We start from the raw sequence: 24,345 nt of genomic DNA, 5'->3' as shown, positions 1-24,345 counted from the left end.
GGTGAAGATTCGACACCTCCACCACACACGGGGGCCTTCGCCATGATCAAGCCCGGTCAGCGTTAACAACGCTCGTGATCAATACACCTAGGGCCCTGCGGATCCTAGGGCCCTGTGGATTCAGGAGGAGCCCTTCGGCCCCGCCTGCTGCACCACCTCGAACGACCAGAGCGTCGAGTCGCTCGCCGCCGGCTTGGGGCGCTCGCCGCCCTCGCCGCCGCCCCGGTGCGCGGCCTTCATCGGTCCTTCCATCCAGGCCTGGAACGACGCCTCGTCACGCCACCGGGTGTAGACGAGGTACGTGTCGGTGCCCTCCACGGGGCGGAGCAGCTCGAACCACTCGAAGCCGTCGGAACTCTCCACGGCGTGCGCGCGGGAAGCGAACCGCTTCTCCAGCGTCTCCCGCTGCTCGGCGGGCACGGTCAGCACATTGATCTTGACTACGCTCATGGGCCCCATCTTGCCCGATGGCGGATCCGTGCAGGCTAAGGCCTACACCGTCGACAGTTTTGAACGCGTTCAAATATGGGCTAGGGTCATTTCCACACGTCGAGGGGGAGTGACATGAAGATCGTGATGCCCGGCGGGACCGGGCAGGTCGGCACAGTCCTGAAGCGCGCGCTGAGCGCGGCCGGACACGACGTCGTGGTGCTGAGCAGGCGCCCGGGGCGGCAGGGCGAAGTGCACTGGGACGGCGCGACCCCGGGGCCGTGGGCGGAGGAGATCGACGGCAGCGATGTCGTGGTCAACCTGGCCGGCCGGAGCGTCAACTGCCGCTACACCCCCGCCAACCTCCGGCAGATGATGGACTCGCGGGTCCACTCCGCCCGGGTCGTGGGCGAGGCGATCGCCGCGGCCGCCCGGCCGCCCCGGGTCTGGCTCCAGATGAGCACCGCGACCGTCTACGCCCACCGCTACGACGCGCCCAACGACGAGGCCACCGGCGTGATCGGCGGCAGCGAACCCGACGCCCCCGGCTACTGGGCCTACAGCGTCCAGATCGCCAAGGCCTGGGAGCGGGAGCAGGAGACGGCCGGCACCCCGCACACCCGGAAGGTGGCCCTGCGCGCCGCCATGGTGATGAGCCCCGACCGCGGCGGCGTCTTCGACGTCCTGCTGCGGCTGGCCCGGCTGGGCCTCGGCGGTCCCGTCGCCGGCGGCGCACAGTACGTGTCGTGGATCCACGACCAGGACTTCGTCCGGGCGGTCGAGTTCCTCGTCGCCCGGGACGACATCACGGGGCCGGTCAATCTCGCCGCTCCCGGGCCCCTGCCGCAGCGCGACTTCATGCGCGCCCTGCGGAGCGCGTGGGGTGTGCCGGTGGGTCTGCCCGCGACGCGCTGGATGGCCGAGGCCGGCGCCTTCGTCCTGCGCTCGGACACCGAACTGCTGCTGAAGAGCCGCCGCGTCGTCCCCGGCCGTCTCCTGGACGCGGGCTTCACGTTCGGGCACCCCGACTGGCCGGCGGCCGCGGACGGCCTCGTACGGCGGTTCCGCAGCCGTGGCGTGGGGTGAGCCCGGGTCAGCCCTGTTTCCTGCCCTGGTCCAGGGCCTTGCCGGTCATGTCGGTGACCTGCCCGGCCGGGGGTGCGTCCGCCTCCACCTCGGTGCCGAAGTCGGTGAAGTCCGTGACCGTGCGCACCGTGACCCTCTGGGGCGAGGAAGAGGCGTCGCTGGAGGACCGTTCCGTCGACCCCGGCGCGGCCTTGAGGGTCATGTCGATCTGCTGACGGCGCATGCGGCCCTCTTCGTCCAGCCACACATCCATCGGGAGGGTCGGGCCGACCTGCTGCCGCAGCGCATCACCATTGGGCAGCTTCGCGACGTCGACGGAGACGCGGTACCGCGTGGTCTCGACGCCGTCGATCGTGTCCGTGCCCTTCTTGGTCACGTCCTTGTCGGTGATCGCCTTCGCGTACGCCGCGGACTGCGCCGGATCGCTCATGGACCGGTCGCCCGTGCCCTGCTGCGCGGAGACCTTCCCCAGGTCGATCTTGATCCAGGGCTTGCCGCCCGGCGCCTGCCCCTTCGGCATCTTCTGGTACAGCACCTGATCGACCACCCGCTGCTCGATCCGCTGCCCCTGCACCGTGAGCGTCATGACGCTGTCGCCGTCGTCCAGGTCCACGGCGCCCTGTCCGTTCGCCGTCTCCGAGGCGCCCTGGGCCGAGGTCCGCACCCGCAGCGTCACCTTGGCGGTGTCCTCCTCGGCCGTCCTGTCGTAGGCCGAGCGCACCGCCTGCGTGCCCTGCTCCTGTGCGTTGCCCTGCGCCGAGGAACCCCCCGCGCCGTCACCCGTGCCGTCGTCGTCGCCGCAGCCGGCCAGCACCGTGCCGGCCAGCACCCCGGCGACGCCTAAGGCGCAGACCTTCCTGCCGTTCCCTGCCCTGCGCATCGAACCAACTCCTCTCAGGTGTGGTGCGACCCAAGTGCCCCTGCCGGGCATGAACACACGCGTGTGTTCGAGGAGTTGGTTTCCTGCCCGGTCAGCGGCGCCCGCGGAGCTTCCCCAGCAGCCGCTGCGCCTGGGCCCGTTTACGGGGATCGGCGGCGGCCCTCCGTGCCTGCTCGACGGCCCGCCGCCCCTGCGGGCTCCGGGCGAACTGCTTGATGCGATTCAGGATGCCGGCCATGGTGCACTCCCTCGTGTTCTGACGTCGTCTTGCCTGCAGTTCGCTTACCCCTTTGACGAGGTGCTCAGCCCTGCCCAGGCCCGGACGGTGCGCGGCCGAACGTGTTTGCCGCGGGAGTCAGAGGCAAGTCGGAGTCCATGACTGAAGAGAACAAGCGCACGAATCAGAAGCCGACCACCATACGGGCGACGGAGTCCAAGGCCCGCCGCACGGCGGACAAGGCGACCGCGCCGACGACCCAGGCCGCCAAGCGCGCGACGACGAAGGCCGATGACGCGGCGTCAGCCGTCAAGGCCGGCGCCGAGCGCTCCGCCGAGGCGACGACGGCGGCCGTGCAGACCGCGGCCAAGGGTGTCGAGGCGGGCCGCCAGGCGGTCGTCGCGGCCTCCGGCCAGGTCGCGGCCACCGCGAAGACCGCCTGGACGGTGATCGCCCACCGCAAGGCCGTCGCCGCGGGCGTCGGGGCCGGCCTGACCGCCCTGACCGCCGCGTCGTACGCGGTGGGACGCCGCGCGGAGCGCCAGGCGTACGGCCCGCTCACCCGGCTCACCGGCGGGCGGATCTGACCCGAGGCGACGGCGCCCGGCAAGGCGCCCACCAGGGAGGAAGGCGGCGTGGCGCATCACCGGGAGTCCCGGTGGTACGCGGCGCCGCCTCCTCGTGGTGCGTGCTGCGGTCCGGCGGTTCGCGCCGTGGCCTGGCGCACATCCGGCACTCACCACGGTGCCCCTCTCGCGCGTCGCGGCTGTGACGAGGAAGGATGAGTGCGCAAGCGAAGGATCACACCACGTGGAGGAGCGGGCCCATGCAGCACGAGCGAGCGGGCAGTCCGGCCGGTCCCGAAGATCTCATCGACGTCGCTCGGCTGGTCACCGCGTACTACGCGCTCCATCCCGACCTGGACGACCCGGGTCAGCGCGTCACGTTCGGAACCTCCGGACACCGCGGAACCTCACTGGCCGGCGCGTTCAACGACGACCACATCGCCGCCACCAGCCAGGCCATCTGCGAGTACCGCGCGGCCCAGGGCACCGACGGCCCGCTGTTCCTGGGCGCCGACACCCACGCCCTCTCGGAGCCCGCGCGGGTCACCGCGCTGGAGGTGTTCGCCGCCAACGATGTGACGGTGCTGATCGACGAGGCGGACGGCTACACGCCGACCCCGGCGGTCTCGCACGCCATCCTCACCCACAACCACGGCCGCACCACCGGCCTCGCCGACGGTGTCGTCGTCACCCCGTCCCACAACCCGCCCGCCGACGGGGGGTTCAAGTACAACCCGCCCAGCGGCGGGCCCGCCGCCTCCGACGCGACCTCCTGGATCCAGGACCGGGCGAACGAGATCATCCGCGGCGGCCTGAAGGACGTACGGCGCATCCCCCACGCCCGGGCCCTCGCCGCGTCCACCACCGGTCGCTACGACTTCCTGGGCACTTACGTCACCGACCTGCCCGGCGTCCTCGACCTGGACGCGATCCGCGCGGCGGGCGTGCGCATCGGGGCGGACCCGCTGGGCGGGGCGTCCGTCGCCTACTGGGGCCGGATCGCCGAACAGCACCGCCTCGACCTCACCGTGGTCAACCCGCACACCGACCCCACCTGGCGGTTCATGACGCTGGACTGGGACGGCAAGATCCGCATGGACTGCTCGTCGCCGTACGCGATGGCCTCGCTCATCGAACAGCGCGACCGCTTCGACGTCGCCACTGGCAACGACGCCGACGCCGACCGGCACGGCATCGTCACCCCCGACGCGGGTCTGATGAACCCCAACCACTACCTCGCCGTCGCCATCTCCTACCTGTACGCCCATCGCGACCGCTGGCCCGCGGCCGCCGGTGTCGGCAAGACCCTGGTGTCCTCCGCCATGATCGATCGGGTCGCCGCCGACCTCGGCCGCGAACTGGCCGAGGTGCCCGTCGGGTTCAAGTGGTTTGTGGACGGGCTGGTCGACGGCACCATCGGCTTCGGCGGGGAGGAGTCGGCCGGGGCGTCCTTCCTGCGCCGGGACGGCTCCGTGTGGACCACCGACAAGGACGGCATCATCCTGGCGCTGCTCGCCTCCGAGATCACCGCGGTCACCGGGAAGACCCCCTCGGAGCACTACGCCGCGCTCACTGCCCGCTTCGGCGAACCGGCGTACGCGCGCATCGACGCCCCGGCGTCCCGCGAGGAGAAGGCCCTGCTCGCCAAGCTCTCCCCGGCCCAGGTCAGCGCGGACACCCTGGCCGGGGACGCGGTCACCGCGGTGCTCACCGAGGCCCCCGGCAACGGCGCACCCATCGGCGGCATCAAGGTGACCACCGACAACGCCTGGTTCGCGGCCCGCCCCTCGGGCACCGAGGACGTCTACAAGATCTACGCCGAGTCCTTCCGCGGCCCCGACCACCTCCGCCAGGTCCAGGAGGAGGCCAAGACCGTGGTGCTGACGGCGCTTTCCAGCTGAGCGCGGGCACGGGACCGCCCGGGCCACCCCACGGTGGCCCGGGCCGGACGGGCTTCAGCTCCGCAGGCTGCGGGCCGGCAGCACGACATGCGCCGCCGACGTGAGCACGTCCTCGTCGGACGTGAAGGCGGCCAGCGTCTCGACGTCGCCGGGCTCGGCGCCCTCCGGCCACGGCCGGGTGGCGAAGATGAGGTAGGCGTACCGAGCCTGCACACGGCGTCCAGCCGGGTCTCCGGCGGGACGAACTGCGACTTGACGTGCCGCACGGTCAGGACGGCCGACCCCGGCACGACGAGCAGGCCGACCGGCAGACTCGGCCGCTGGGTCGCATGGACGAGGCCCTCGCCCGGGGGGACACCGACGTCGGTCAGCAGTTGCTCGATGGCCTTCGACGTGGCCTCCGGGCCGTTCGCACCGTCGCCGAGGGAACAGGCCAGGAGGTACGGAACGTCCCCGTCGGGGGTCGTGCCCCGCCAGGACAGGACGACGAGGGAGCCCAGGTCGTCGGTGTGCGCGGACTGCGCTTCGGGTGAGATCGAGGTCACCGCGGAACCGCATCGGCGCACCGGACGGCACCCGGCCCGCCGTCACCCGACTGGACCACGCCCCGCCTGGCTCTGCACACGAACGAGGGCACATCTCCCGTGGGGACCGGCTCGTCGGGGCGGACCGCGATACAGGACACTGGAGGAAGATCCGACCCGGGAAGGACCGTCACGTGATCATCTTCGGCACCAAGGGGTACCTGTACCAGCTGGCGATACTGACGCTGGTCTGCGGCCAGTGCGGCAACCCCGCCGCGCACACGCTCAGGAAGCGCGTCACGAAGTTCACGCTGTTCTTCGTGCCGCTGTTCCCGATCTCGACGAAGCACCTCACGCAGTGCACCTTCTGCGGTGCGGAACAGAAGGTGACCAAGGAACAGGCGGAGCAACTGCAGGCCCAGAGCGCGAGCGGCGACGGCGGTCAGACCTACGGGCAGCCGCAGCAGCAGCACCGGTTCTGAGCCCGGCCGGGCTTCCCGGTGGCGGGGAGGTGCTCAGCCGGTCGTGAGCGCCTCGTCCGCCAGGCCCAGGTGCCGTCGGAGGGCGTCGCGCCCCTGCTCCGTCAGCCGCACGACGCGGGAGCCGTCGCCCGGCACGAGCCAGGACGCCTCCAGCGCGCGGTGGAACAGGGCCGCGGCGACCGCGCCGGCCAGGTGCGGGCGCTGCTCCGTCCAGTCCAGGCAGGTCCGCACATGCGGACGGCCCGCCGCCCCCGCCGCCTCGTCCGCGATCCCGAGGCGTGTCAGCCACGCCGTGCCCGACCCGGTGAGCGCCGGGCCGGACGCCCAGGACAACAGCCCGCGAGCGGTCATGGCATCGGTCACCGCCACGGCGAGGGAACCGCCGAGATGGTCGTAACAGACACGGGCGAAGCCGACGGCGCGGTGCCGCCGGGCGGCGGTGAGTGAACGGACCGGGACCCGCCGGCGCGGCGCCCTGGCCGCCAGCGCCTCGATCATCTCCGCGACGCCCGAGTCGGCCAGTCGCACATAGCGGTGCCGCCCCCGGCGCTCCTGAGCCAGCAGACCACCGGCCACCAGCCGGTTCAGATGGCTCGTGGCCGTGGACGGCGCGACACCGGCGAGCCGGGCCACCTCGGAGGCCGTCCAGGCACGGCCGTCGAGCAGGGCGAGGCAGATCATGGCGCGCGTGGAAACGGCCAGCAGCGCCCCCAGCGAGGCGAGATCCGGTTCTTCGGCATGGACGTCGGGACTGGTCACCGGCCGATTGTCCCCGGCCGACACTTCGACGCGCATCGAAACGTCCCGCCCGTAGCGTCTGGGCCATGACGACCGACACCCACCGCGTGATCCGGCCGAGCGTCCTCTACTTCGGCACGCCCGTCGTGCTGCTGACCACCGAGAACGCCGACGGCACCTGCAATCTCGCCCCGATCTCCTCCGCCTGGGCCCTGGGACAGCACATCGTCCTGGGCATCGGCAGCGAGAGCCGGACCGTGCGCAACCTCGCCGAGCGCCCGGAACTCGTGATCAACGTCGCCTCGCCCGAGCTGTGGGAGCACGTGGAACGCCTCGCACCGCTCACCGGGGCCGACCCGGTGCCCGAGACCAAGCGGGCGCTGTACCGCTACGAGCGGGACAAGTTCGCCGCGTCCGGGCTCACCCCGGTCGCCGCCGACCTCGTGACGCCGCCGCGCGTCGCCGAGTGCGCTCTGCAGCTGGAGGCACGGGCCGCCGCGCTGACCCCCGGCGGAGCGGGCCGCTTCTTCAGCGTCGAGTGCGAGGTCCTGCGCGTCCACGCCGCCGACCGCGTCGTCGTACCCGGCACCCACCACATCGACCCGGCCGTCTGGAGTCCGCTCATCTACAACTTCCGTCACTACCACGGACTGGCTCCCGAGGTCGGCCACGGCTTCCGCTCGGAGACGGCCGGGGCCACCGCCTCCGCCGTCTGACCCGCCGCATCCTGCCTTTTCCGGACGGCACCGAACCGTGTGGGAACCGGAAGATCCCGGGTACTCGTCCGCCACGGGCCCGGACCTGTGTGTGGGCCGATGGGCCTCCAGCAGTCGATCAGGAAAACGGAGGCATACAGATGAGCACCGTCAAGGAAACCGTGGAAGTCGACGTCCCCGTCCACACCGCGTACAACCAGTGGACCCAGTTCGAGGAGTTCCCGAACTTCATGGAGGGCGTCGAGGAAGTAAGGCAGCTCGACGACCGTCACAACCATTGGACCACCAAGATCGGCGGAGTGCGGCGCGAGTTCGACACCGAGATCGTCGACCAGCTGCCCGACGAGCGCGTCACCTGGCGCACGACCAGCGGAGACACCCACCAGAAGGGCACGGTCCGCTTCCAGCGCCTGGACGACACCCACACCCGCGTGGAGCTCGTGATGGACGTCGAGCCCAGCGGAGCCGTGGAAAAGGCCGGCGACATGCTCGGCGCGATCGACCGCCAGATCAAGGGCGACATGAAGCGCTTCAAGCAGTACATCGAGAAGCGCGGCGGCGAGTCCGGCGCCTGGCGCGGCCGCATCCAGCCCGGTGGCGACACCGGCCCCACCCCCCTCTGAGACCCAGGCCCCCGGGCTCACGGACCCGGCCTCCACCACAACCGGTGGAGGCCGGGTTCCTTTGTGCCCGCTTCCGTGTCCGCGACGCGGGGAACCTGTGGCGTTTCGGTAGCTCGATGACATGCACCTGTTCAAATCGGTCTCCTGGTGGCACGCTGCCCTCTGATGCGCAGCGACACCCCTGCCCGACCGGGTGGATGAGCCCCGCCACCCGGCCCCCACAGCAGAAGGAGACCGCGTGACAGGCACACTCCGTAGCCTTGGCTCCTGCGGCAGCGGCACCCGCGTCCGGCACACCGTCCTCGGCGCACTCGCCGGCGTCGCCGCGCTGCTGGCGACCGGCGTCACCGCCATACCGGCGAGCGCCGCGCCCGACCCCGGAGCGGTGGCGCCCTCGGCGCGGGAACGCGCCCTCGCCTTCTGGACCCCGCAGCGGATGCGCGAGGCCACCCCGCTCGACGTCCTGTCCGTCGACCGTTCCGACGTGCGGGCCCCGGCACCCCGCAAGGGCAAGGCGACCGTCGTGGCACCCAGCTCGCCCGCCGCCGACCCCGGCCCCCTGGCGATACCGAACGGCGGCGGCCCCTGGACCGGGGGCGGCGCGGTGACCAAGACCGCGGGGCGAGTGTTCTTCACCTACCAGGGCCGCACCGCCTCCTGCTCCGGCAATGCCGTCACCAGCGCCAACAAGAGCACCGTGATCACCGCGGGCCACTGCGTGAAGCTGGAGGGGGCCTGGCACACCAACTGGGTGTTCGCTCCCGGCTACCACGACGGACAGACCCCGTACGGCACCTGGACGGCGTCCAAGACCCTCTCCACGCCGCAGTGGACCGCCAGTGAGGACATCAACTACGACATCGGCGCGGCCGTGGTCGCTCCGCTGGACGGAAAGAAGCTGACCGACGTCGTCGGCGGCCAGGGCCTGGCCTTCAACACCGGCTACAACAAGGCCATGTACGCCTTCGGCTTCCCGGCCGCCGCTCCCTACGACGGCCAGAAGTTCATCTACTGCAGCGGCACCACCTACCGGGACTTCCTGCTGTCCAGCGACCATGGTCTGACCTGCGACATGACCGGCGGCTCCAGCGGCGGCCCGTGGTTCACCCAGTTCAACGAGGCCACCGGGACCGGGCTGCAGTCCTCGGTGAACAGCTTCAAGTACAACTTCCTGCCCAACGCCATGTACGGCCCGTACTTCGGCGCGGACGCGCAGAACCTCTACCAGAGCGCCCAGTCGTCCTGAGTCACTGGCCGTCCGGGAGCCGGGCCTGCGTCCGGCGGCGGGGGAGGACCCGGCTTTCGGGCGTCACAGCGCGGGCGGCACATACGTTGCGCCGGCCGGTGGTTCCGACAGAATGCCGGGATGATCGGCAACCGCATCACCTACCGCACGGCGGACGGCGTCCGCGTCCCCGGAACCTGGCGACACGCCTTCATCCGCAACGGCGACTACTTCCTCACCGACCTGTTCATCTACGCGGACGCGCTGATCGACTGCTGGGGCCTGGTCACCCTCGACGAGTTCGAGGAGAAGCTGCGCTCCGGCTGGGTCGCCACCGAACTCCCGGACGGCGCCCGGGTGTCCGGCCACGAACTGGCCGCGTGGCGGTTCCGCGAGCCGCGCACCTGGCTCACGCCCGAGCTCCTGCTGGCCGAGATCCGCGACACCATCGACCAGCTCAACGGACGCCCGGATTCGACGGACCGCTGCCTGGCCGCCGTCGACACGTTCCTCGCCGACCGGACGGAGCGGAACCGGGCCGCGGTCCGCGCCGCCTACCTGGCCATCCCCAAGACCCAACGCCACTACGCGCTCGGCGACATGGACCGTAAGGACCGGCCGCTCCAGGTCCTGGTGACCGGACCCGGCGAGCCTCTGGACGGCGCCGCGGTCGGCGAACCGGTCACGCAGGAGGAGTACGACGAGGCGATCGCCTACTTCGAGGACCGGGCGAAGTGGATCGCCGAACGGCCCGAGCGGGTCCCGGCGGACGGGCCCGCGACACCGGTCGCCCCCGCGATCCACCTGTACGAGAGCTGGTCCCGCACGCCCTCGGACGACCCGGGCACGAAGGCCCTCCGCAATGACTTCCCCGCCCCCGTCGCGGCTGACGGCGTCACCTACCCCTCCGTCGCCCACGCGTACTGGGCCCTCTCCACCACGGACCCCGGTGCCCGCGCCGCCATCAGGGACGCGGACACCGGATACGCCGCCCGGAACACGGCAGCCGGCGCTCCCCGGCGCGACGGATGGGACCACGCCCGCACCGCCGTCATGACCGCCCTGCTGAGGGCCAAGTACACCCGGCATCCGGCCCTTGCCCGGATCCTCCTGGACACCCGTGACGCCACACTCGTCTATGACGACTCCGACTCCGGCTACTGGGGCGACAACGGCGGCCGCGGCCGCAACTGGACGGGCCGCCTCCTGGAACTCGTCCGTTCCGAACTCCACGCCGAGCAGGCCGGGATCACCCTCCCGGAACCGGTCACCGGGCAGGGGTGAGCGACGGTGCGCCGGCGGTTCAGCCGGTCGCCTCGGCGAGCAGCCCCACCTGCTCCAGCCCCGACGCCGCCGGCACGAAGATGAGCTCGTCACAGCCGGCCGCGGCGAACGCGTCGGCGTACGACGTCACCATCTCCGCGCTCACCGCGGCACTCGCCGCGACCTGCGCGGCGGCGTCGCCGAGGAAGCCGTAGTAGTGCTGGAGATAGCCGTCCGCGTGTGCCCGGGCGTCCGGGCCGAGCGCGAAGTACGCGAGCGCCAGTTTGCGCGGCGCGCCGGTACGACCCGCCTCCTTCCACGCGGTGTCGACGCCGGCCGAGGCCTCCGCGAACATCTCCGGCGTGCCACCGCCCATGATCCAGCCGTCGGCCAGCCGGGCCACCCGCCGGAAACTGACCGGGGTCGAACCACCCAGGATGACCTCGGGACCAGCCTCGCGCACGGGCTCCGGCCCGATCGCACCGGCCAGTCCCCGCTCCTCGCCCGCCCAGACGCGTTTCATCTCCGTCAGCTGTTCTTCAAGGCGGCGCCCCCTGCCCTCCGTGGACAGACCGCTCGCGGCGAAGTCGTCGTCACGACCGCCCAGCCCCACACCGAGCACGAACCGCCCCCCGGAGAGCCGGTCGAGGGAGGCCGCCTGCTTCGCCAGCAGCGCGCTGTTCGTGTACAGCGGCCCCAGCAGCACACTCGTCGTCAGCCGGATCCGGCTGGTGACCGCAGCGGCCGCACTCAGCGCCACCAGCTCCTCATACCCCGGGTAGACCAGCCTCCCGATCGTCCCGAGCGTGCTGAACCTCGCTTCCTCGGCCCGCCGGGCCCACTCCACGAGAACCGAACCCTCGGTCCCGGGAACCGTGTTGGGAAGGCCTATACCGATGTCCATGTCCACCTCCGGTTTGAGAGGGGGATCACCTACCCACCCGGTGCCGGGCGAACCGGATGTGACAGAGTGAGGGATTCCGCGACCGCGCGATGGGCATGCATCGATCGTTTGTCGCCCCCACAAGGAGTGAGACCGGAAGTACGGGCCGGCCTGGCTGGTGACCCGGACCGCCACCCGCGACATCGACCTGGGCGGCCACCTCGTCCCCCAGGGCGCCGACGTGGTCTGGAGCCCCTATCTCCACCAGCACGACCCCGACGTGTTCGCCGACCCCGCCGCCTTCGACCCGGACCGCTGGACACCCGAGAACGTGTCGGCCACCCGCGGCTCGTTCCTCGCCTTCGGCGACGGCCGCCGCAAGTGCATCGGGGAGAACTTCGCCTGGGCCGAACTCCAGATCATCCTCGCGACCATCCTGCGGACCTGGCAGTCCTTCGAGCTCACCTCCCCGGCGCCCCGGCCCCAGGCCGTGGTCATGGTCAAGCCGGACCGCCTGACCATGGAGTGCCGCCGGAAGGCGGCACCGGCGCGGCCGACGAGTGACAGCCCGTCCCGGGAGGCGACCGCGCCGGAACCGGGCCCGGACACGACGCCCACCCCGTCCGGCAGCTGACGCCACGGGGCGGCAGCGCCACCGGAACCGGTTCCGCCGGGGACACCGGCAGCCCCCTCCCGCTCACCTGCCCCCTCGCACCCGCCCCGGGCATCACCTGCACCGGCGATTCTCGGACGCCGGACGCGGTACACCGCGTGTCGCGGGCCCGGCCGGTCCACACTGGGACCCATGCGCGTGGTGATCATGACGGCTGGATCGCGCGGCGACGTCGCGCCGTACACCGGGCTGGGAGCGGGGCTGGCGCGGAACGGGCATGAGGTCACGCTCGTCACCCACGGCCTGTTCGAGCCGCTGGCCGCCGGTTCCGGAGTGCGGTTCCACCCGACCCCGGTCGACCCGCACGCCGTGTCGCACTCCGACCGCGGACGCAGCCTGCACGCCAGCACCACCGGGCTCGGCAAACTGCTGCGCGCGGCGTCGATGGCACGGTCCGCGGCCGAGGAGATGACCGACGCCCTGGTCCAGGCGGCCCGCGGCGCGGACGCCGTCCTGGCCGCCGGTGCCGTGGCACCGCTCGGCTTCGCCATCGCCGAGGGCCTGGCCCTGCCCAGCCTGGGACTGTTCCTCCAACCCCAGCACCCGACACGCGAGTTCGGCGCGCCGATGCTCGGCGGACGCTCACTCGGCGCCGTGGGCAACCGCCTGGGCGGAGTGGCCGTCGCCACCGCCGTCGACGGGGTCTTCACCCGGGCCATGCGCCGGCTGCGCACCCGGCACGGCATGGCCCTGCCCGGCACGGTCGCGCTCCGCCGGGCCCACGAACGGGCGCGGTGGCCCGTGCTGCACGGATTCAGCGAACTGGTGGTGCCGCGCCCCCGGGACTGGCGGCCCGGCCTGGAGATCGCCGGGTACTGGTGGCCGTACGACACCCGCACGCTGCCCAGGGAGTTGGAGGAGTTCCTTGCCGCCGGACCCGCCCCGGTCTTCGTCGGGCTGGGCAGCGCCACCGTGCCGGACCCCGAGCGCCTCAGCGGCGAGATCGTGCGCGCCCTGCGGGCGGCGGGACTGCGCGGCGTGATCCAGCAGGGATGGGCCGGCCTCGCCGCCGACGCCGACGATGTGATCACGGTCGGCGACGTACCACACGCGCCGCTGTTTCCCCGGATGGCCGCCGTGGTCCACCACGCCGGGGCCGGCACCACTGCCGCCGTCCTGCTCGCGGGCGTCCCCACCGTGCCGGTCCCCGTGCAGTTCGACGGCGGCTTCTGGGCGGCCCGTCTCGTCGCCCTGGGCACCGCGCCCCGCGCCGTCCCACTGCGCCACCTCACCGCCGAGGCCCTCGCCCCCGCCCTGCGCCGCGCCACGAGCGACCCCGCCCACCGCCACCGCGCCCAGACCCTGGCACGCCGGCTGGCCGAGGAGGACGGCGTGGCACCGGTCCTGGCCGCGCTCGACCGGCTGTCCCAGTGACGGGTCACCCTCGCCCCGTGCCCGGTCGCCTTTTCCCGTGCCGGTTCACCCGCGTCCCATGATCGGTCACCCTCGCCTCATGCCCGGTCGCCTCTCCCCGCCGAGTCGCCTCGTCTCATGCCCGATCACCCTCGCCCCATGACCGCTCACCAGTTCACGTCAGCGGCACCGTCGACCCCCTGATCACCACCCGGCAGGGCAGCGTCTCGACCCCCGACCGCCGCGTGCCGGCGATCGCCGTGAACAGGGCGTGCGCCGCCGCCCGGCCGACCTGTTCGAGGTTCATGTCGACACTGGTCAGCGGCGGCCGGGACGCCGACGTCAGGACACGCCAGTTGTCGAAGCCCATCACCGCCACGTCCTCCGGCACCCGTCGGCCGCGCTCGCGCAGCATGTCCATCGCGCCCCGGGCGATCTGGTCGCTGCCGCACAGCACGGCGTCCACCTCCGGGTGCCGGTCGAGCAGCATCGCGGTGCCCGCCCGGCCCCAGCCCTCCGACCACGTCCCGAAGCCCGGCTCGCCGACCAGCGTCAGGCCGGCGTCGGCGAGCGCGGCCCGGGCGCCCTCGGCCCGCTCCCGCGCCGCGGCGTACCCGGGGTCACCGGTGATGTGCGCGATCCGGGTACGGCCGCAGGCCAGCAGATGGTCCACCGCGAGGCGGCCCGCGCCGACGCTGTCCGGGACGATGGACAGATCCTCCGGATCCTCCGACGGCGCGTACGCGTAGACGACGGGGACGGGCAGTTCGCGGCCCAGGGACGGACGCGGATCGGTCCGGCTGCCGACCACGATGAGGCCGTCGACCCGGCGCCCCAGCAACGCGCGGACATGGTGCTGCTCGCGGATCGAGTCCCCCCGGGCGTCACACAGGAACACCGCGACCTCACCCGCTCCGAAGGCGTCCTCGGCACCCATCAGTATCGGGATGCTGAACCGGCCCTCCAGGTCGCTGGTGAGCAGCCCCACCGTGCCCGTCCGCCCGGCCAGCAGGCCCCGGGCCACCTGGTTGGGCCGGAACGCCAGCCGCTCGGCCGCCTCGACGACCCGCTGCCTGGTCTCGGCCCGCACCTGGCTGCGGCCGTTGAGAGCCTTGGACGCCGTGGCGATCGACACGCCCGCCAGCCGGGCGACATCGCTGAGCGTGGCCGGCTGCGAACGAGCGGGGCGGGTGGCCTCTGCCATGGGGGTTCTCCTGTCTCGTCTCGCGTCCCACACTACGCGAGGCGTTTCGGTCAAGAGGCTCTCAGTGTTTCGGTGGTTGGCCAAGAGTCGTGTGCCGCAAGGGGATTGACGGGTAGTGAGGCGAGTCCTAGCGTCTCAGAAAGCCTTTTCGGTTTCTTTCCGCCGCTCAGCTCAGTGCCACCACAGCCATCGTCCCGACCGGCAGGCCCGCGCACGGTCCGCCGCGACACGAGGGGATCGACCATGGGGAGCACGGCCGGACCACGTGGACACCTGCGCCGCCTTGTCACCGGCATCACCGCGCTGCTCGCCGCCGCGAGCCTGTTGACGGCCTGCGGGGCGGGGGACGGCGGCTCGGGCGGCGGGGGAGGTGGGGGAGCGGCGAACGCCAAGGGCGTCGACGACGGCACGAAGCTGACAATGTGGACGCGTGCGGCGACCCGGCCGCAGAGCGAGGCCCTGGTCGAGGCGTACAACGCGAGCCACAAGAACAAGATCGAGCTCACGGTCGTCCCCACCGACGACTACCAGGCCAAGGTCGGTGCGGCCGCCGGGTCCAAGGACCTGCCCGACCTGTTCGCCTCCGATGTCGTGTTCGTGCCCAACTACACCTCCAGTGGCCTCTTCGCGGACCTCACCGAACGCATCGACGCCCTGCCGTTCGTCGAGCACCTCGCCCCGTCGCACATCAAGGCCGGCACGTACGAGGACGAGAAGTACGTCGTCCCGCACACCCTCGACCTGTCGGTGCTCTTCTACAACAAGGACCTCTACCGGAAGGCGAAGCTCGACCCCGAGAAGCCGCCGACCACCCTGCGCGAGTGGGACCGGCAGGCCCGGGCCGTGGACGCGCTGGGCGGCGGCGTCGACGGCACGTTCTTCGGCGGCAACTGCGGCGGCTGCGGCGTCTTCACCTGGTGGCCGTCCGTATGGGCCGCCGGCGAGGACGTCCTGAACAAGGAGGGCACGGAGGCGAACCTCGCCTCCGGCACCGCCAAGAAGGTCTACGACACCTACCGCGGCTGGGTGCGCGACGGCATCGTCGCCCCCGGCGCGCGCGACGAGACGGGCACGACCTGGACCGGCGTCTTCCCGAAGGGCAAGGTCGGCGTGATGCCCATGCCGTCCACCACGCTCGGGCTCATGCCCGAGGACCTGGACCTCGGTGTCGCGCCCATCCCCGGACCCGACGGCGGCAGGTCGACCTTCGTCGGCGGCGACGCCATCGGCATCTCCGCCACCAGCGAATCGGCCGACCAGGCCTGGAACTTCCTCGCCTGGTCCCTGGGCGACAAGGCCCAGGTCGACGTGGTCGCCGCGCACAAGGACGTGGTGGCCCGCACCGACCTCGCGTCCAACAAGCACTCCAAGGCCGACCCGCGCCTGGTCACCATCAACGAACTCGTCGCGCACGGCCGCACCCCGTACGCCCTGAAGTTCGGCCAGACCTTCAACGACCCCAACGGGCCGTGGCTGACCCTGATGCGGGGCGCGGTCTTCGGCGACGGGACGTCCGTCGCGAAGGACAACGAGGCGGTCACCGCCTCACTCGCGGACTGAGCGACCGGCCCCGCCCCTCCCACGTCGCACGGCAGAGGAGAGCCATGCAGGTCAAGGCGCCCGACCGAACGGCCGCCGAGCCCCGAGTGCCACCCCGACGCCCGTCCCCGGCGGCCGCCCCGCCCTGGTGGCGGTCCCGCAGGGCCAAGGGCCTGGCCTACGCGGCGCCCACGGCCGTCTTCGTCACCGTCTTCTTCCTGCTGCCTCTGTTGCTCGTCGCGCAGATGTCGCTCAGCGACTGGCCGCTGCTGGCGGGAGACCGCGGCCTCAACGCCCCCGAGAACTACGGCGACATCACCGGCAGCACCCTGTTCTGGCCCGCCATCCGCTTCACGCTCCTCTACACCTTCATCGTCACCGCCGTACTCCTCGCCCTGGCGCTCGGCCTCGCCCTGCTCGTGCAGGAATCCCGCCCCGGAGCCGGCTTCTTCCGTACGGTCTACTTCCTGCCCAGCGCCCTCGGACTGGCCTCCGCCTCCCTGCTGTTCTGGGGCCTGTACAGCCCCACCACCGGCCCCCTCAGCCGCCTGCTGGAGAAACTCGGCCTGGTCGACGACCCCGTGTCCTTCCTCGGGAGCCCGACCTCGGCCCTGCTGTCGACGGTCTTCCTCATCGTCTGGAAGTTCGCCGGCTTCTACATGCTGATCCTGCTCGTCGGCCTCCAGCGCATCCCGCACGAGGTGTACGAGGCGGCCCGGATGGACGGCGCGAGCCGCGGCCAGATCTTCCGCTCGATCACCCTGCCGCTGCTGCGGCCCTCCCTCGCCCTGTGCCTGCTGCTGTGCGTGACCGGCTCCCTGCTCGCCTTCGACCAGTTCTTCATCCTCACCAAGGGCGGGCCGGACAACAGCACCGTCACCGTCGTCCAGTTGATCTACCGGGAGGCCTTCCAGCGGCTGAACCTCGGCACCGCGGCGGCCCTGTCGATCGTCGTCCTGGCCGTGCTCCTCCTGCTGAACGCCCTGCAGTTCCGCGGCCTGCGCAACGCCGACGACTCATGACCCCCGCCGCACGCAGAAGGGACACCACGGTGCTCACCCGCGCCCTGGGCCGCACGCCCCACTACGTCGTCGCCGCGAGCCTCGCCGTCATCTTCCTCTTTCCCTTGCTGTGGAACGCCTGGGCGTCGCTCAGCGGCCAGCCCGGCACCGCCCAGCAGTCCGGCTACGGCCTCGGCAACTACCGGACCCTGCTGGACTACGACGCGGGCCTGTGGCGGTACCTCCTCAACAGCACCGTCGTCTCGGCCCTGACCGTCACCCTCACCCTGGGGGTGTCCCTGCTCGGCGGCTACGCCTTCGCCCGCTTCGACTTCCCCGGCAAGAACCTGCTCTTCCTGCTCACCCTGGCCATCCTCATGGTCCCGTACGCCACGCTCCTCATCCCCCTCTACGTCCTGCTGGGGCGGCTCCACCTGGAGAACTCGCTGATCGGGCTGAGCCTGGTCCTCGCGATGTTCCAACTGCCGTTCGCCACCTTCATGATGCGGATCTCCTTCGAGGCCGTACCGCGCGAACTGGAGGAGTCGGCACTCGTCGACGGCTGCGGCACGGCGGGCGCGCTGCGCCGGGTCCTGCTCCCGGCGGTGCGGCCGGGGCTGATCACCGTGGGCCTGTTCGCGTTCCTCGCCGCCTGGAACGACTTCATCGCACCGCTGATCCTCATTTCCGACAGCGAGAAGGCACCCCTGCCCCTGGCCGTCGCGAACCTGCGGCAGCAGAGCATGGGAGCCGTCGACTACGGCGCGACCGAGGCGGGCGTGGTCGTCCTCGCCGCGCCCTGCCTACTGCTGTTCCTGCTCCTGCAGCGGCACTACATCAGGGGCTTCATGTCCGGCGCGCTCAAGGGCTGAGGCGCGGGGCATCCGACCATGACCGAAGGGACGTACCGAAGGCATGCACCGGTGAAGGGGAACACGGCACACTCGCCCGTCCTGCCCGTGGCGCCGACCCGCGGCCGGCTGCGCCCGCTCGGCCTCGACGAGGTGAGGATCACCGGGGGTTTCTGGGCCCGGCGCCGCCACACCAACGCGACCGCGACGCTCGGGCACTGCCGGGACTGGATGGAACGCGAGGGCTGGACCGGCAACTTCCGGGCCGCCGCCGAGGGCCGGATCCACCGCGACCGGCGTGGGCGGGAGTTCGCCGACTCCGAGATCTACAAGCTGCTCGAAGCCATGGCGTGGGAGGGCACGGCGTACGACGGGGAGCTCGCCGCCCTGACCGATGTGATCGCCCCCGCGCAGGACCCGGACGGCTACCTGAACACCGCCTTCGGCCGCCCCGGACAGCAGCCCCGCTACACCGACCTCGAATGGGGCCACGAACTCTACTGTCATGGGCACCTCATCCAGGCAGGAGTCGCCCAGGCCCGCGCCCGGGGTGAGGGCGAGCTGACGAAGATCGCCCGCCGGGCCGCCGACCACGTCTGCGCCGCCTTCGGCCCGGGCGGGAACCCGGGCCTCTGCGGACACCCGGAGATCGAGACGGCCCTCGTGGAACTCGCCCGGCTGACGGGGGAGCAGCGCTACCTCGACCAGGCCGCGCTGTTCCTCGACCGGCGCGGCCACGGCACCCTCGCCGACATCGAGTTCGGCCGCGCCTACTTCCAGGACGACGTGCCCGTCCGCGAGGCCGGCGTCCTGCGCGGCCACGCCGTGCGCGCCCTCTACCTCGCGGCCGGTGCCGTCGACGTGGCCGTGGAGACCCGTGACGACGCCCTGCTCGCCGCCGTCGTACGGCAGTGGGAGGCCACGGTCGCCCGGCGCACCTATGTGACCGGCGGGATGGGCTCGCACCACCGCGACGAGTCCTTCGGCGACGACTTCGTCCTGCCACCGGACCGCGCCTACTCGGAGACCTGCGCCGGTGTCGCCTCCGTGCTGCTCGCCTGGCGGCTGCTGCTCGCCACCGGCGAACCGCGCTTCGCGGACCTGGCCGAGCGGACCCTGTTCAACGTGATCGCGACGTCCCCGTCCGAGGACGGCCGGGCCTTCTTCTACGCCAACACCCTGCACCGCCGCCACCGCGGCACCGTGCCCCCGGTGGACCGCGTCAGCCCGCGCGCCGACTCGGGCCTGCGCGCCCCCTGGTTCGCTGTGTCGTGCTGCCCGACCAACGTGGCGCGCACCCTCGCCCTGCTGCCCGCGTACCTGGCGACCGCGGACGACGACGGCGTCCAGCTGCACCAGTACGCCGACGCGGAGCTCGCCACGACCCTGGCCGACGGGCAGGGCGTGGCGCTGCGGGTCCGCACCGACTACCCGTCCGGCGGGACCGTCGCCGTGCGCATCAGCCGCTCCCCGGCCCGCCCCTGGACGCTGTCCCTGCGGGTCCCCGCGTGGACGGCGGGCGCGACCGCCCGGCTGGTCGACCCGGACGGGCAACCCCGTACGGCCGCCCCGGGCACGGTGCGGCTCACCCGGATCTTCCGGCCCGGCGACGAGATACGCCTCGAACTGCCCGTCACGCCGCGCTGGACCGTGTCCGACCCGCGCGTCGACGCCGTCCGCGGCACCGTGGCCGTCCAGCGCGGACCCCTCGTCTACTGCGCCGAGTCCACCGACCTGCCCGACGGACACGACGTCGACGCGCTCCGCGTGGACCCGTCCGCCGAACCGGAGGACGGGCCGGACGGCACGGTCGTCGCCCCCGGCGAACTCGCAGCCCCCGCCGACCCGCACGACACCGCATGGCCGTACCACCCGCTCGGCCAAGCCACCGCACCGACGGCCGACCGCACGGGGATCACCCTCGTGCCGTACCACTCCTGGGCGAACCGCGGCCCCTCGACCATGCGCGTGTGGCTGCCCCTCACCCAGTCCCCGACCACGCCCACCCGGAGGTAGTCGTGCCCGCAGCACCGCGAAGACGGCACCGCCGCGGCGCCCTGGCCGCAGCGCTGACCCTGGGCCTGCTGGCCCCCCTCGCCGTGACCGCACCGGCCGCGGCGGACAACTCGGCGATCGGCTACCCGGTCTACTCCGGCACGGACCACCCCGTGCCCGCCCTCCCGGCCGGCTTCACCGTCCACCGCACCCTGCGCGCCCAGTACGAGGCCGACCGGAAAGCGGGGAACGGCACCGACTTCTGGATGGACCGGATGCTGGCCCGCAAGGGCGAGGACCCGGCAGGCGACTGGCTGTTCACCCGGGGCCGCGCCGTGTTCATGAAGGAACACGACCCCGCCAGGCTCGGCTTCGCAGGCAAGGCCGCCTACTGGGAGAGCATCGACAACCGCTCCGCGTACACGCTCACCCTGAACGCCGACGGCGAGAACCTCACCCTCCGGGAGAACACCGGCGCCCGCACCCAGACGCCCAGTTACTGGCGCAGCGAGTTCACACACGAGGTCACCGGCCTGAAGGTGACACAGACCAAGTTCATCACCGAGGCCAACGTCGCCGTCACGAACCTGACCCTCACCAACACAGGGTCGGAGCGCCGCGAGGTCCGGCTGCGCGCCACGTCCCCGTACGCGACGACCACCGAGGGCCGTGAACTCACCGGCGCGATGCCCGCGAAGAACAACCTCACGACCTTCTTCCCCCGCCTCAGCGGTGACGGCTTCACCCCCGAGGACGAGTCCCTCACGCGCACCCTCGCCCTGCCCGCGGGCGGGACGGTCACCACCAAGGTCCAACTCGGCTTCGTCACCGAGGAGATCACCGACTCCCGGCCCGAGTACGACGCGGTGCGCACCGCCTCCCCGGACACGGCCTTCCGCCGGCACGTGCAGACGTACAACCGCTGGTGGGCCGAGAACCTGCCGTACCTCGACATCCCCGACGACAACATCGAGAAGACGCTGTACTACCGCTGGTGGCTGCTGCGTTACAACTACCTCGACGCCGACATCCCGGGGAGTGATTACCAGTTCCCCACCTCCATGGAGGGCGTGCTCGGCTACAACAACGCGATCGCCCTGACGGTCGGCATGTTCGTCGACGACCTCAAGTACCTGCGCGACCCCGCCTACTCCTACGGCCCGTGGGTGTCCGCCGGGGAGGTCTCGAAGAACGGCAAGTACACCGACAACCCTGGCGACCCGGAGAACTGGTCCAACAGCTACACCCAGTACCTCTCCGAGGCGGCCTGGCGCTCCTACCAGGTGCACGGCGGCCCCGACGGCATCGTGCGCAACCTCGCGCGGTACGCGGAGAAGGACGTCCGCGGCCAGCTGGAGCACTACGACGAGGACGGCAACGGCCTGATCGAGTACGACTGGGGCGCCATGACCGGCAACGACGCCGACGCGGTGTCGTTCGACTGGAAGCCCGGCAACCTGGACCGCGCCGAATCCGCGTACGTCTACAGCAACGCGACGGCGGCGGCCCGCGCGTACGACCTCATCGGCGAGAAGACAAAGGCCGACGAGATGCGCACGACGGCGAACCGCGTGCGGAAGGCCGTCCTCGAACACCTCTGGGACCCGAAGGACAAGCTGCTCAAGCACCGGCACGTCGACAGCGACACCCTGGTGCCCTGGAAGGAGATCAACAACTACTACCCGTACAGCGTGGGCCTGATGCCCACCCCGGACGAGGACCCGCAGTACCTCGAAGCGCTGCGCCTGTGGGCGGACGCGAAGCAGTACCCCGTCTTCCCGTTCTTCACCGCCAACCAGGCGGACAAGGCGGAGGCGGCAGAGCAGGGGCACCCCGGGAGCAACAACTTCTCGGTCATCAACTCCACTGTCACCTTCCGCTTCCTGTCCTCGGTGCTGCGCAAGTACCCGAACAAGTACATCGACAGCACCTGGTACAAGAAACTGCTGTCCTGGAACGCCTGGGCCCACTACATCGACGGCGACAACCGCCGGCCCGACCAGAACGAGTTCTGGGCCGATGGCAGCGCCGACCCGCAGAAGATCGGCTACCGCTCCTGGATCCACCACACCGTCCTCGGCACCACCAACTGGACGGTCATCGAGGACGCGATGGGCTTCCGGCCACGCACCGACGGGAAGATCGAGGTGTGGCCGATCGACGTCGACTGGCCGCACTTCGCCGTCACCGACATCAACTACCGCGGCACCGACGTGGCCGTCCTCTGGGACCAACCGGGCGACGGGAAACGGCCGTACGGCCGCCAGGTCCCCGAGGGGTACTCCGTCTACCTCGACGGGAAGCTCGCCCTCACCGCCGACCGCCTCGCCCACCTCGTCTACGACCCCGCCACCCGCGAGGTCACCTTCCCCGACGGGGGAGGAGCCAAGGCGAAGACCACCGGCCTGCGCACGGCCGTCGCGAGCCCGCAGGACGTCACCTACGGCCCGGAGAACCGCGTCACCGACCTGTTCGCCAAGGCCGGCCGGGACCTCACCGGCAGGACCGGGGACAACCTCGCCGCCGGCGCCACCGCCCGCGCCTCCCACGAGGCCGACGGCCACGGCGTGGGCGGTGCCGTCGACGGCTTCACCGTCAACGAGCCGTACTGGGGTGCCCGCGGCTCCGGCAACACCGAGGACTGGTACGAGCTCGACTTCGGCCGCCCCCGCACGGTCGACGACGTCCGGCTCCACTTCTCCAGCGACAAACGGCCCGGCGGATACGCCGAACCGGCCCTCTACACCGTGCAGTACCAGGACCGGAACGATCAGTGGCAGGACGTGGCCGGCTCCGCCAAGGCACCGCCGTATCCGCGCGCCAATCTCAACCAGGTGCGCTTCAAGGAGGTGACCACGGCCAAGCTGCGGGTGCTGCTGCGCCACCGCGACGGCCACACCGGCGGCCTGAAGGAGATCCAGGCCTACCACACCGGCACGCGCCCGCCGACGGCCCGCAACCGGCCTCCCTACGTCGAGGCCTGGCGGGACCCGGCGTACACCCGCCCGGGCCAGGCCAGGCTCACCGGCATCGTCGAGGACGACGGACTGCCGCAGCGCACCCTGTCCGCCTCCTGGAAGGCGGCCGACGGCCCGGACGGCGGCGCCGTCATCTTCGACGACCCGCGCGCCCCCACCACCGTCGCCCGGTTCACCGAGGCAGGCACGTACACCCTCGAACTCACCGCCGACGACGGCGCGTCGACGTCGTCGAAGCGGGTCGTGGTGAAGGCCGAGAAGCCCGGCGGCGGCCAGGTGAACCTGGCACCATCCGCCACCCCCACCGCGTCCTACACCTCCGGCTGGGAGTCGGTGAACGCGATCAACGACGGCCGTGAACCCGCCTCGTCCTCCGACGCCCCGCGCTGGGACAGCTGGCCGCAGACGGACACCCAGTGGGTCCAGTACACCTGGGACGACCCGGTCCGCGTGGCCGGCTCGGACCTGTACTTCTTCCGCGACGCGCAGCCCGGCGCGGCCGACGGCGTGGGCGTGCCCGAGTCCTGGGTCATCGAGTACCGCGACGGCGCCACCTGGCGCGAGGTCCCCGGCGCCGACGGCTACGGCACCGCCGAGGACCGCTACAACCGGACCACCTTCACGCCGGTCACGACGACCGCGCTGCGGGCGAAGCTCACCGGCCATCCGAACCTCGCCGTCGGCGTCCAGGAGTGGAAGGTCTACGCCGAGACACCGGAGTCGGTACGCGAGACCCACATCCCCACCCTCCGCGGCACCGTCCCCGACCTGCCCGGGCAGGTGACGCTGGTGTACGCCGACGGTTCCACGGCGCGCTCGCCCGTGGCCTGGCCCGCCCTGACCGAGGACCAGGTCGCCGAGGGCGGCACGAGCGTGACGATCACCGGCCTCGCCGACCGCACCGCGCAGCCGGTCACCGCGACCGTGTGGGTACGGCACACCGGCGCGGTGGAGATCACCGGCATCGCGGAAGAACGCGTCACCACCCGCCCGGGCAAACCCCCCGCGCTCCCCGCCACGGTGGTCGCCACCTACAACGACGGCTCCAAGGACAGCCGCACACAGGTGACCTGGGACCCGGTCGACCCGGACCAGTACGCCGGCCCCGGAGCCTTCGAGGTGGAGGGAACCGTGCCGGGCACTTCGAACCGCGCCACGGCCACGGTCACCGTGACGTCCCCCGGATGACCCTCGCCCCGAAGGGGCCCTCTCCCGCCC

20 protein-coding genes and 2 pseudogenes are annotated in these 24,345 nt (G+C 71.9%); 15 read left to right on the top strand and 7 right to left on the bottom strand.

Annotated elements, in window-relative coordinates:
• Positions 1-120 precede the first annotated feature (120 nt).
• The gene (locus ABZ192_RS37735) at positions 121-450 is read right to left on the bottom strand and encodes an antibiotic biosynthesis monooxygenase (RefSeq protein WP_356928976.1); all 330 of its coding nucleotides are present in this window, start codon (positions 448-450) and stop codon (positions 121-123) included.
• Positions 451-564: 114 nt separating this feature from the next.
• Between ABZ192_RS37735 and ABZ192_RS37730 the strand changes: the two genes are divergently transcribed.
• Complete coding sequence (locus tag ABZ192_RS37730; RefSeq protein WP_356928975.1) at positions 565-1,515, top strand: TIGR01777 family oxidoreductase; 951 nt, start codon at positions 565-567, stop codon at positions 1,513-1,515.
• A gap of 7 nt (positions 1,516-1,522) precedes the next feature.
• Here the strand turns inward: ABZ192_RS37730 and ABZ192_RS37725 are convergent, their stop codons facing one another.
• A complete protein-coding gene (locus ABZ192_RS37725) occupies positions 1,523-2,395 on the bottom strand; it encodes a hypothetical protein (protein ID WP_356928974.1) in 873 nt (290 codons plus the stop codon).
• 91 nt (positions 2,396-2,486) lie between these two features.
• A complete protein-coding gene (locus ABZ192_RS37720) occupies positions 2,487-2,633 on the bottom strand; it encodes a hypothetical protein (protein WP_274813646.1) in 147 nt (48 codons plus the stop codon).
• A 137-nt stretch (positions 2,634-2,770) separates the two neighbouring features.
• On the opposite strand from ABZ192_RS37720, the gene ABZ192_RS37715 reads away from it, so the two are divergent.
• Both ABZ192_RS37715 and pgm read left to right on the top strand, forming a co-directional pair.
• Positions 2,771-3,199, top strand: coding sequence for a hypothetical protein (locus tag ABZ192_RS37715; protein ID WP_356928973.1), 429 nt, complete (start codon positions 2,771-2,773; stop codon positions 3,197-3,199).
• 239 nt (positions 3,200-3,438) lie between these two features.
• The gene (pgm, locus tag ABZ192_RS37710; RefSeq protein WP_356928972.1) at positions 3,439-5,079 is read left to right on the top strand and encodes a phosphoglucomutase (alpha-D-glucose-1,6-bisphosphate-dependent); all 1,641 of its coding nucleotides are present in this window, start codon (positions 3,439-3,441) and stop codon (positions 5,077-5,079) included.
• 54 nt (positions 5,080-5,133) lie between these two features.
• Here the strand turns inward: pgm and ABZ192_RS37705 are convergent.
• Positions 5,134-5,624 (bottom strand): annotated as a pseudogene (locus ABZ192_RS37705) (DUF5949 family protein).
• Between the two features lie 173 nt (positions 5,625-5,797).
• On the opposite strand from ABZ192_RS37705, the gene ABZ192_RS37700 reads away from it, so the two are divergent.
• On the top strand, positions 5,798-6,085 hold the full coding sequence (locus ABZ192_RS37700; RefSeq protein ID WP_356928971.1) for a zinc-ribbon domain-containing protein: 288 nt from the start codon (positions 5,798-5,800) through the stop codon (positions 6,083-6,085).
• Positions 6,086-6,118: 33 nt separating this feature from the next.
• Here the strand turns inward: ABZ192_RS37700 and ABZ192_RS37695 are convergent, their stop codons facing one another.
• Positions 6,119-6,880, bottom strand: a complete 762-nt coding sequence (locus ABZ192_RS37695) for a winged helix-turn-helix domain-containing protein (RefSeq protein ID WP_356928970.1) — start codon at positions 6,878-6,880, stop codon at positions 6,119-6,121.
• Between the two features lie 29 nt (positions 6,881-6,909).
• Here ABZ192_RS37695 and ABZ192_RS37690 point away from each other — a divergent pair, with 29 nt between their 5' ends.
• The 4 genes from ABZ192_RS37690 (at position 6,910) to ABZ192_RS37675 (ending at position 10,671) form a co-directional block, all read left to right on the top strand.
• On the top strand, positions 6,910-7,539 hold the full coding sequence (locus tag ABZ192_RS37690) for a flavin reductase family protein (RefSeq protein WP_356928969.1): 630 nt from the start codon (positions 6,910-6,912) through the stop codon (positions 7,537-7,539).
• Positions 7,540-7,679: 140 nt separating this feature from the next.
• Positions 7,680-8,162, top strand: a complete 483-nt coding sequence (locus ABZ192_RS37685; protein WP_356928968.1) for an SRPBCC family protein — start codon at positions 7,680-7,682, stop codon at positions 8,160-8,162.
• 238 nt (positions 8,163-8,400) lie between these two features.
• Entirely contained in the window at positions 8,401-9,408 is a 1,008-nt protein-coding gene (locus tag ABZ192_RS37680; protein WP_356928967.1) for a peptidase, read from the top strand.
• Positions 9,409-9,528: 120 nt separating this feature from the next.
• Positions 9,529-10,671, top strand: coding sequence for an NADAR family protein (locus ABZ192_RS37675; RefSeq protein ID WP_356928966.1), 1,143 nt, complete (start codon positions 9,529-9,531; stop codon positions 10,669-10,671).
• Positions 10,672-10,690: 19 nt separating this feature from the next.
• Here the strand turns inward: ABZ192_RS37675 and ABZ192_RS37670 are convergent, their stop codons facing one another.
• Positions 10,691-11,554 carry an LLM class flavin-dependent oxidoreductase gene (locus ABZ192_RS37670; RefSeq protein WP_356928965.1) on the bottom strand — a complete coding sequence of 288 codons (864 nt, stop codon included), beginning with the start codon at positions 11,552-11,554 and terminating at the stop codon, positions 10,691-10,693.
• Positions 11,555-11,699: 145 nt separating this feature from the next.
• Between ABZ192_RS37670 and ABZ192_RS37665 the strand changes: the two are divergent.
• Positions 11,700-12,167: pseudogene (locus tag ABZ192_RS37665) on the top strand (cytochrome P450); the annotation flags it as partial.
• 171 nt (positions 12,168-12,338) lie between these two features.
• Positions 12,339-13,580, top strand: coding sequence for a glycosyltransferase (locus ABZ192_RS37660; RefSeq protein ID WP_356928964.1), 1,242 nt, complete (start codon positions 12,339-12,341; stop codon positions 13,578-13,580).
• A gap of 154 nt (positions 13,581-13,734) precedes the next feature.
• On the opposite strand, the gene ABZ192_RS37655 is transcribed toward ABZ192_RS37660, so the two are convergent.
• Complete coding sequence (locus tag ABZ192_RS37655) at positions 13,735-14,763, bottom strand: LacI family DNA-binding transcriptional regulator (RefSeq protein ID WP_356928963.1); 1,029 nt, start codon at positions 14,761-14,763, stop codon at positions 13,735-13,737.
• Positions 14,764-15,006: 243 nt separating this feature from the next.
• On the opposite strand from ABZ192_RS37655, the gene ABZ192_RS37650 reads away from it, so the two are divergent.
• From ABZ192_RS37650 to ABZ192_RS37630, 5 genes are read left to right on the top strand one after another with little or no spacing between them, the layout of a single operon-like run.
• Positions 15,007-16,323, top strand: coding sequence for a sugar ABC transporter substrate-binding protein (locus ABZ192_RS37650; protein WP_356928962.1), 1,317 nt, complete (start codon positions 15,007-15,009; stop codon positions 16,321-16,323).
• A 44-nt stretch (positions 16,324-16,367) separates the two neighbouring features.
• Positions 16,368-17,324 carry a sugar ABC transporter permease gene (locus ABZ192_RS37645; RefSeq protein ID WP_356928961.1) on the top strand — a complete coding sequence of 319 codons (957 nt, stop codon included), beginning with the start codon at positions 16,368-16,370 and terminating at the stop codon, positions 17,322-17,324.
• 29 nt (positions 17,325-17,353) lie between these two features.
• On the top strand, positions 17,354-18,175 hold the full coding sequence (locus ABZ192_RS37640) for a carbohydrate ABC transporter permease (RefSeq protein ID WP_356928978.1): 822 nt from the start codon (positions 17,354-17,356) through the stop codon (positions 18,173-18,175).
• A gap of 18 nt (positions 18,176-18,193) precedes the next feature.
• The gene (locus ABZ192_RS37635) at positions 18,194-20,170 is read left to right on the top strand and encodes a beta-L-arabinofuranosidase domain-containing protein (RefSeq protein ID WP_356928960.1); all 1,977 of its coding nucleotides are present in this window, start codon (positions 18,194-18,196) and stop codon (positions 20,168-20,170) included.
• A gap of 2 nt (positions 20,171-20,172) precedes the next feature.
• Entirely contained in the window at positions 20,173-24,315 is a 4,143-nt protein-coding gene (locus ABZ192_RS37630; RefSeq protein ID WP_356928959.1) for an Ig-like domain-containing protein, read from the top strand.
• Positions 24,316-24,345 lie beyond the last annotated feature (30 nt).

Origin of the sequence: Streptomyces sp. NPDC006235, from assembly GCF_040613735.1 — a bacterium.
Taxonomy (GTDB): domain Bacteria; phylum Actinomycetota; class Actinomycetes; order Streptomycetales; family Streptomycetaceae; genus Streptomyces.
This window is presented reverse-complemented; position numbering and strand designations above follow the sequence as displayed.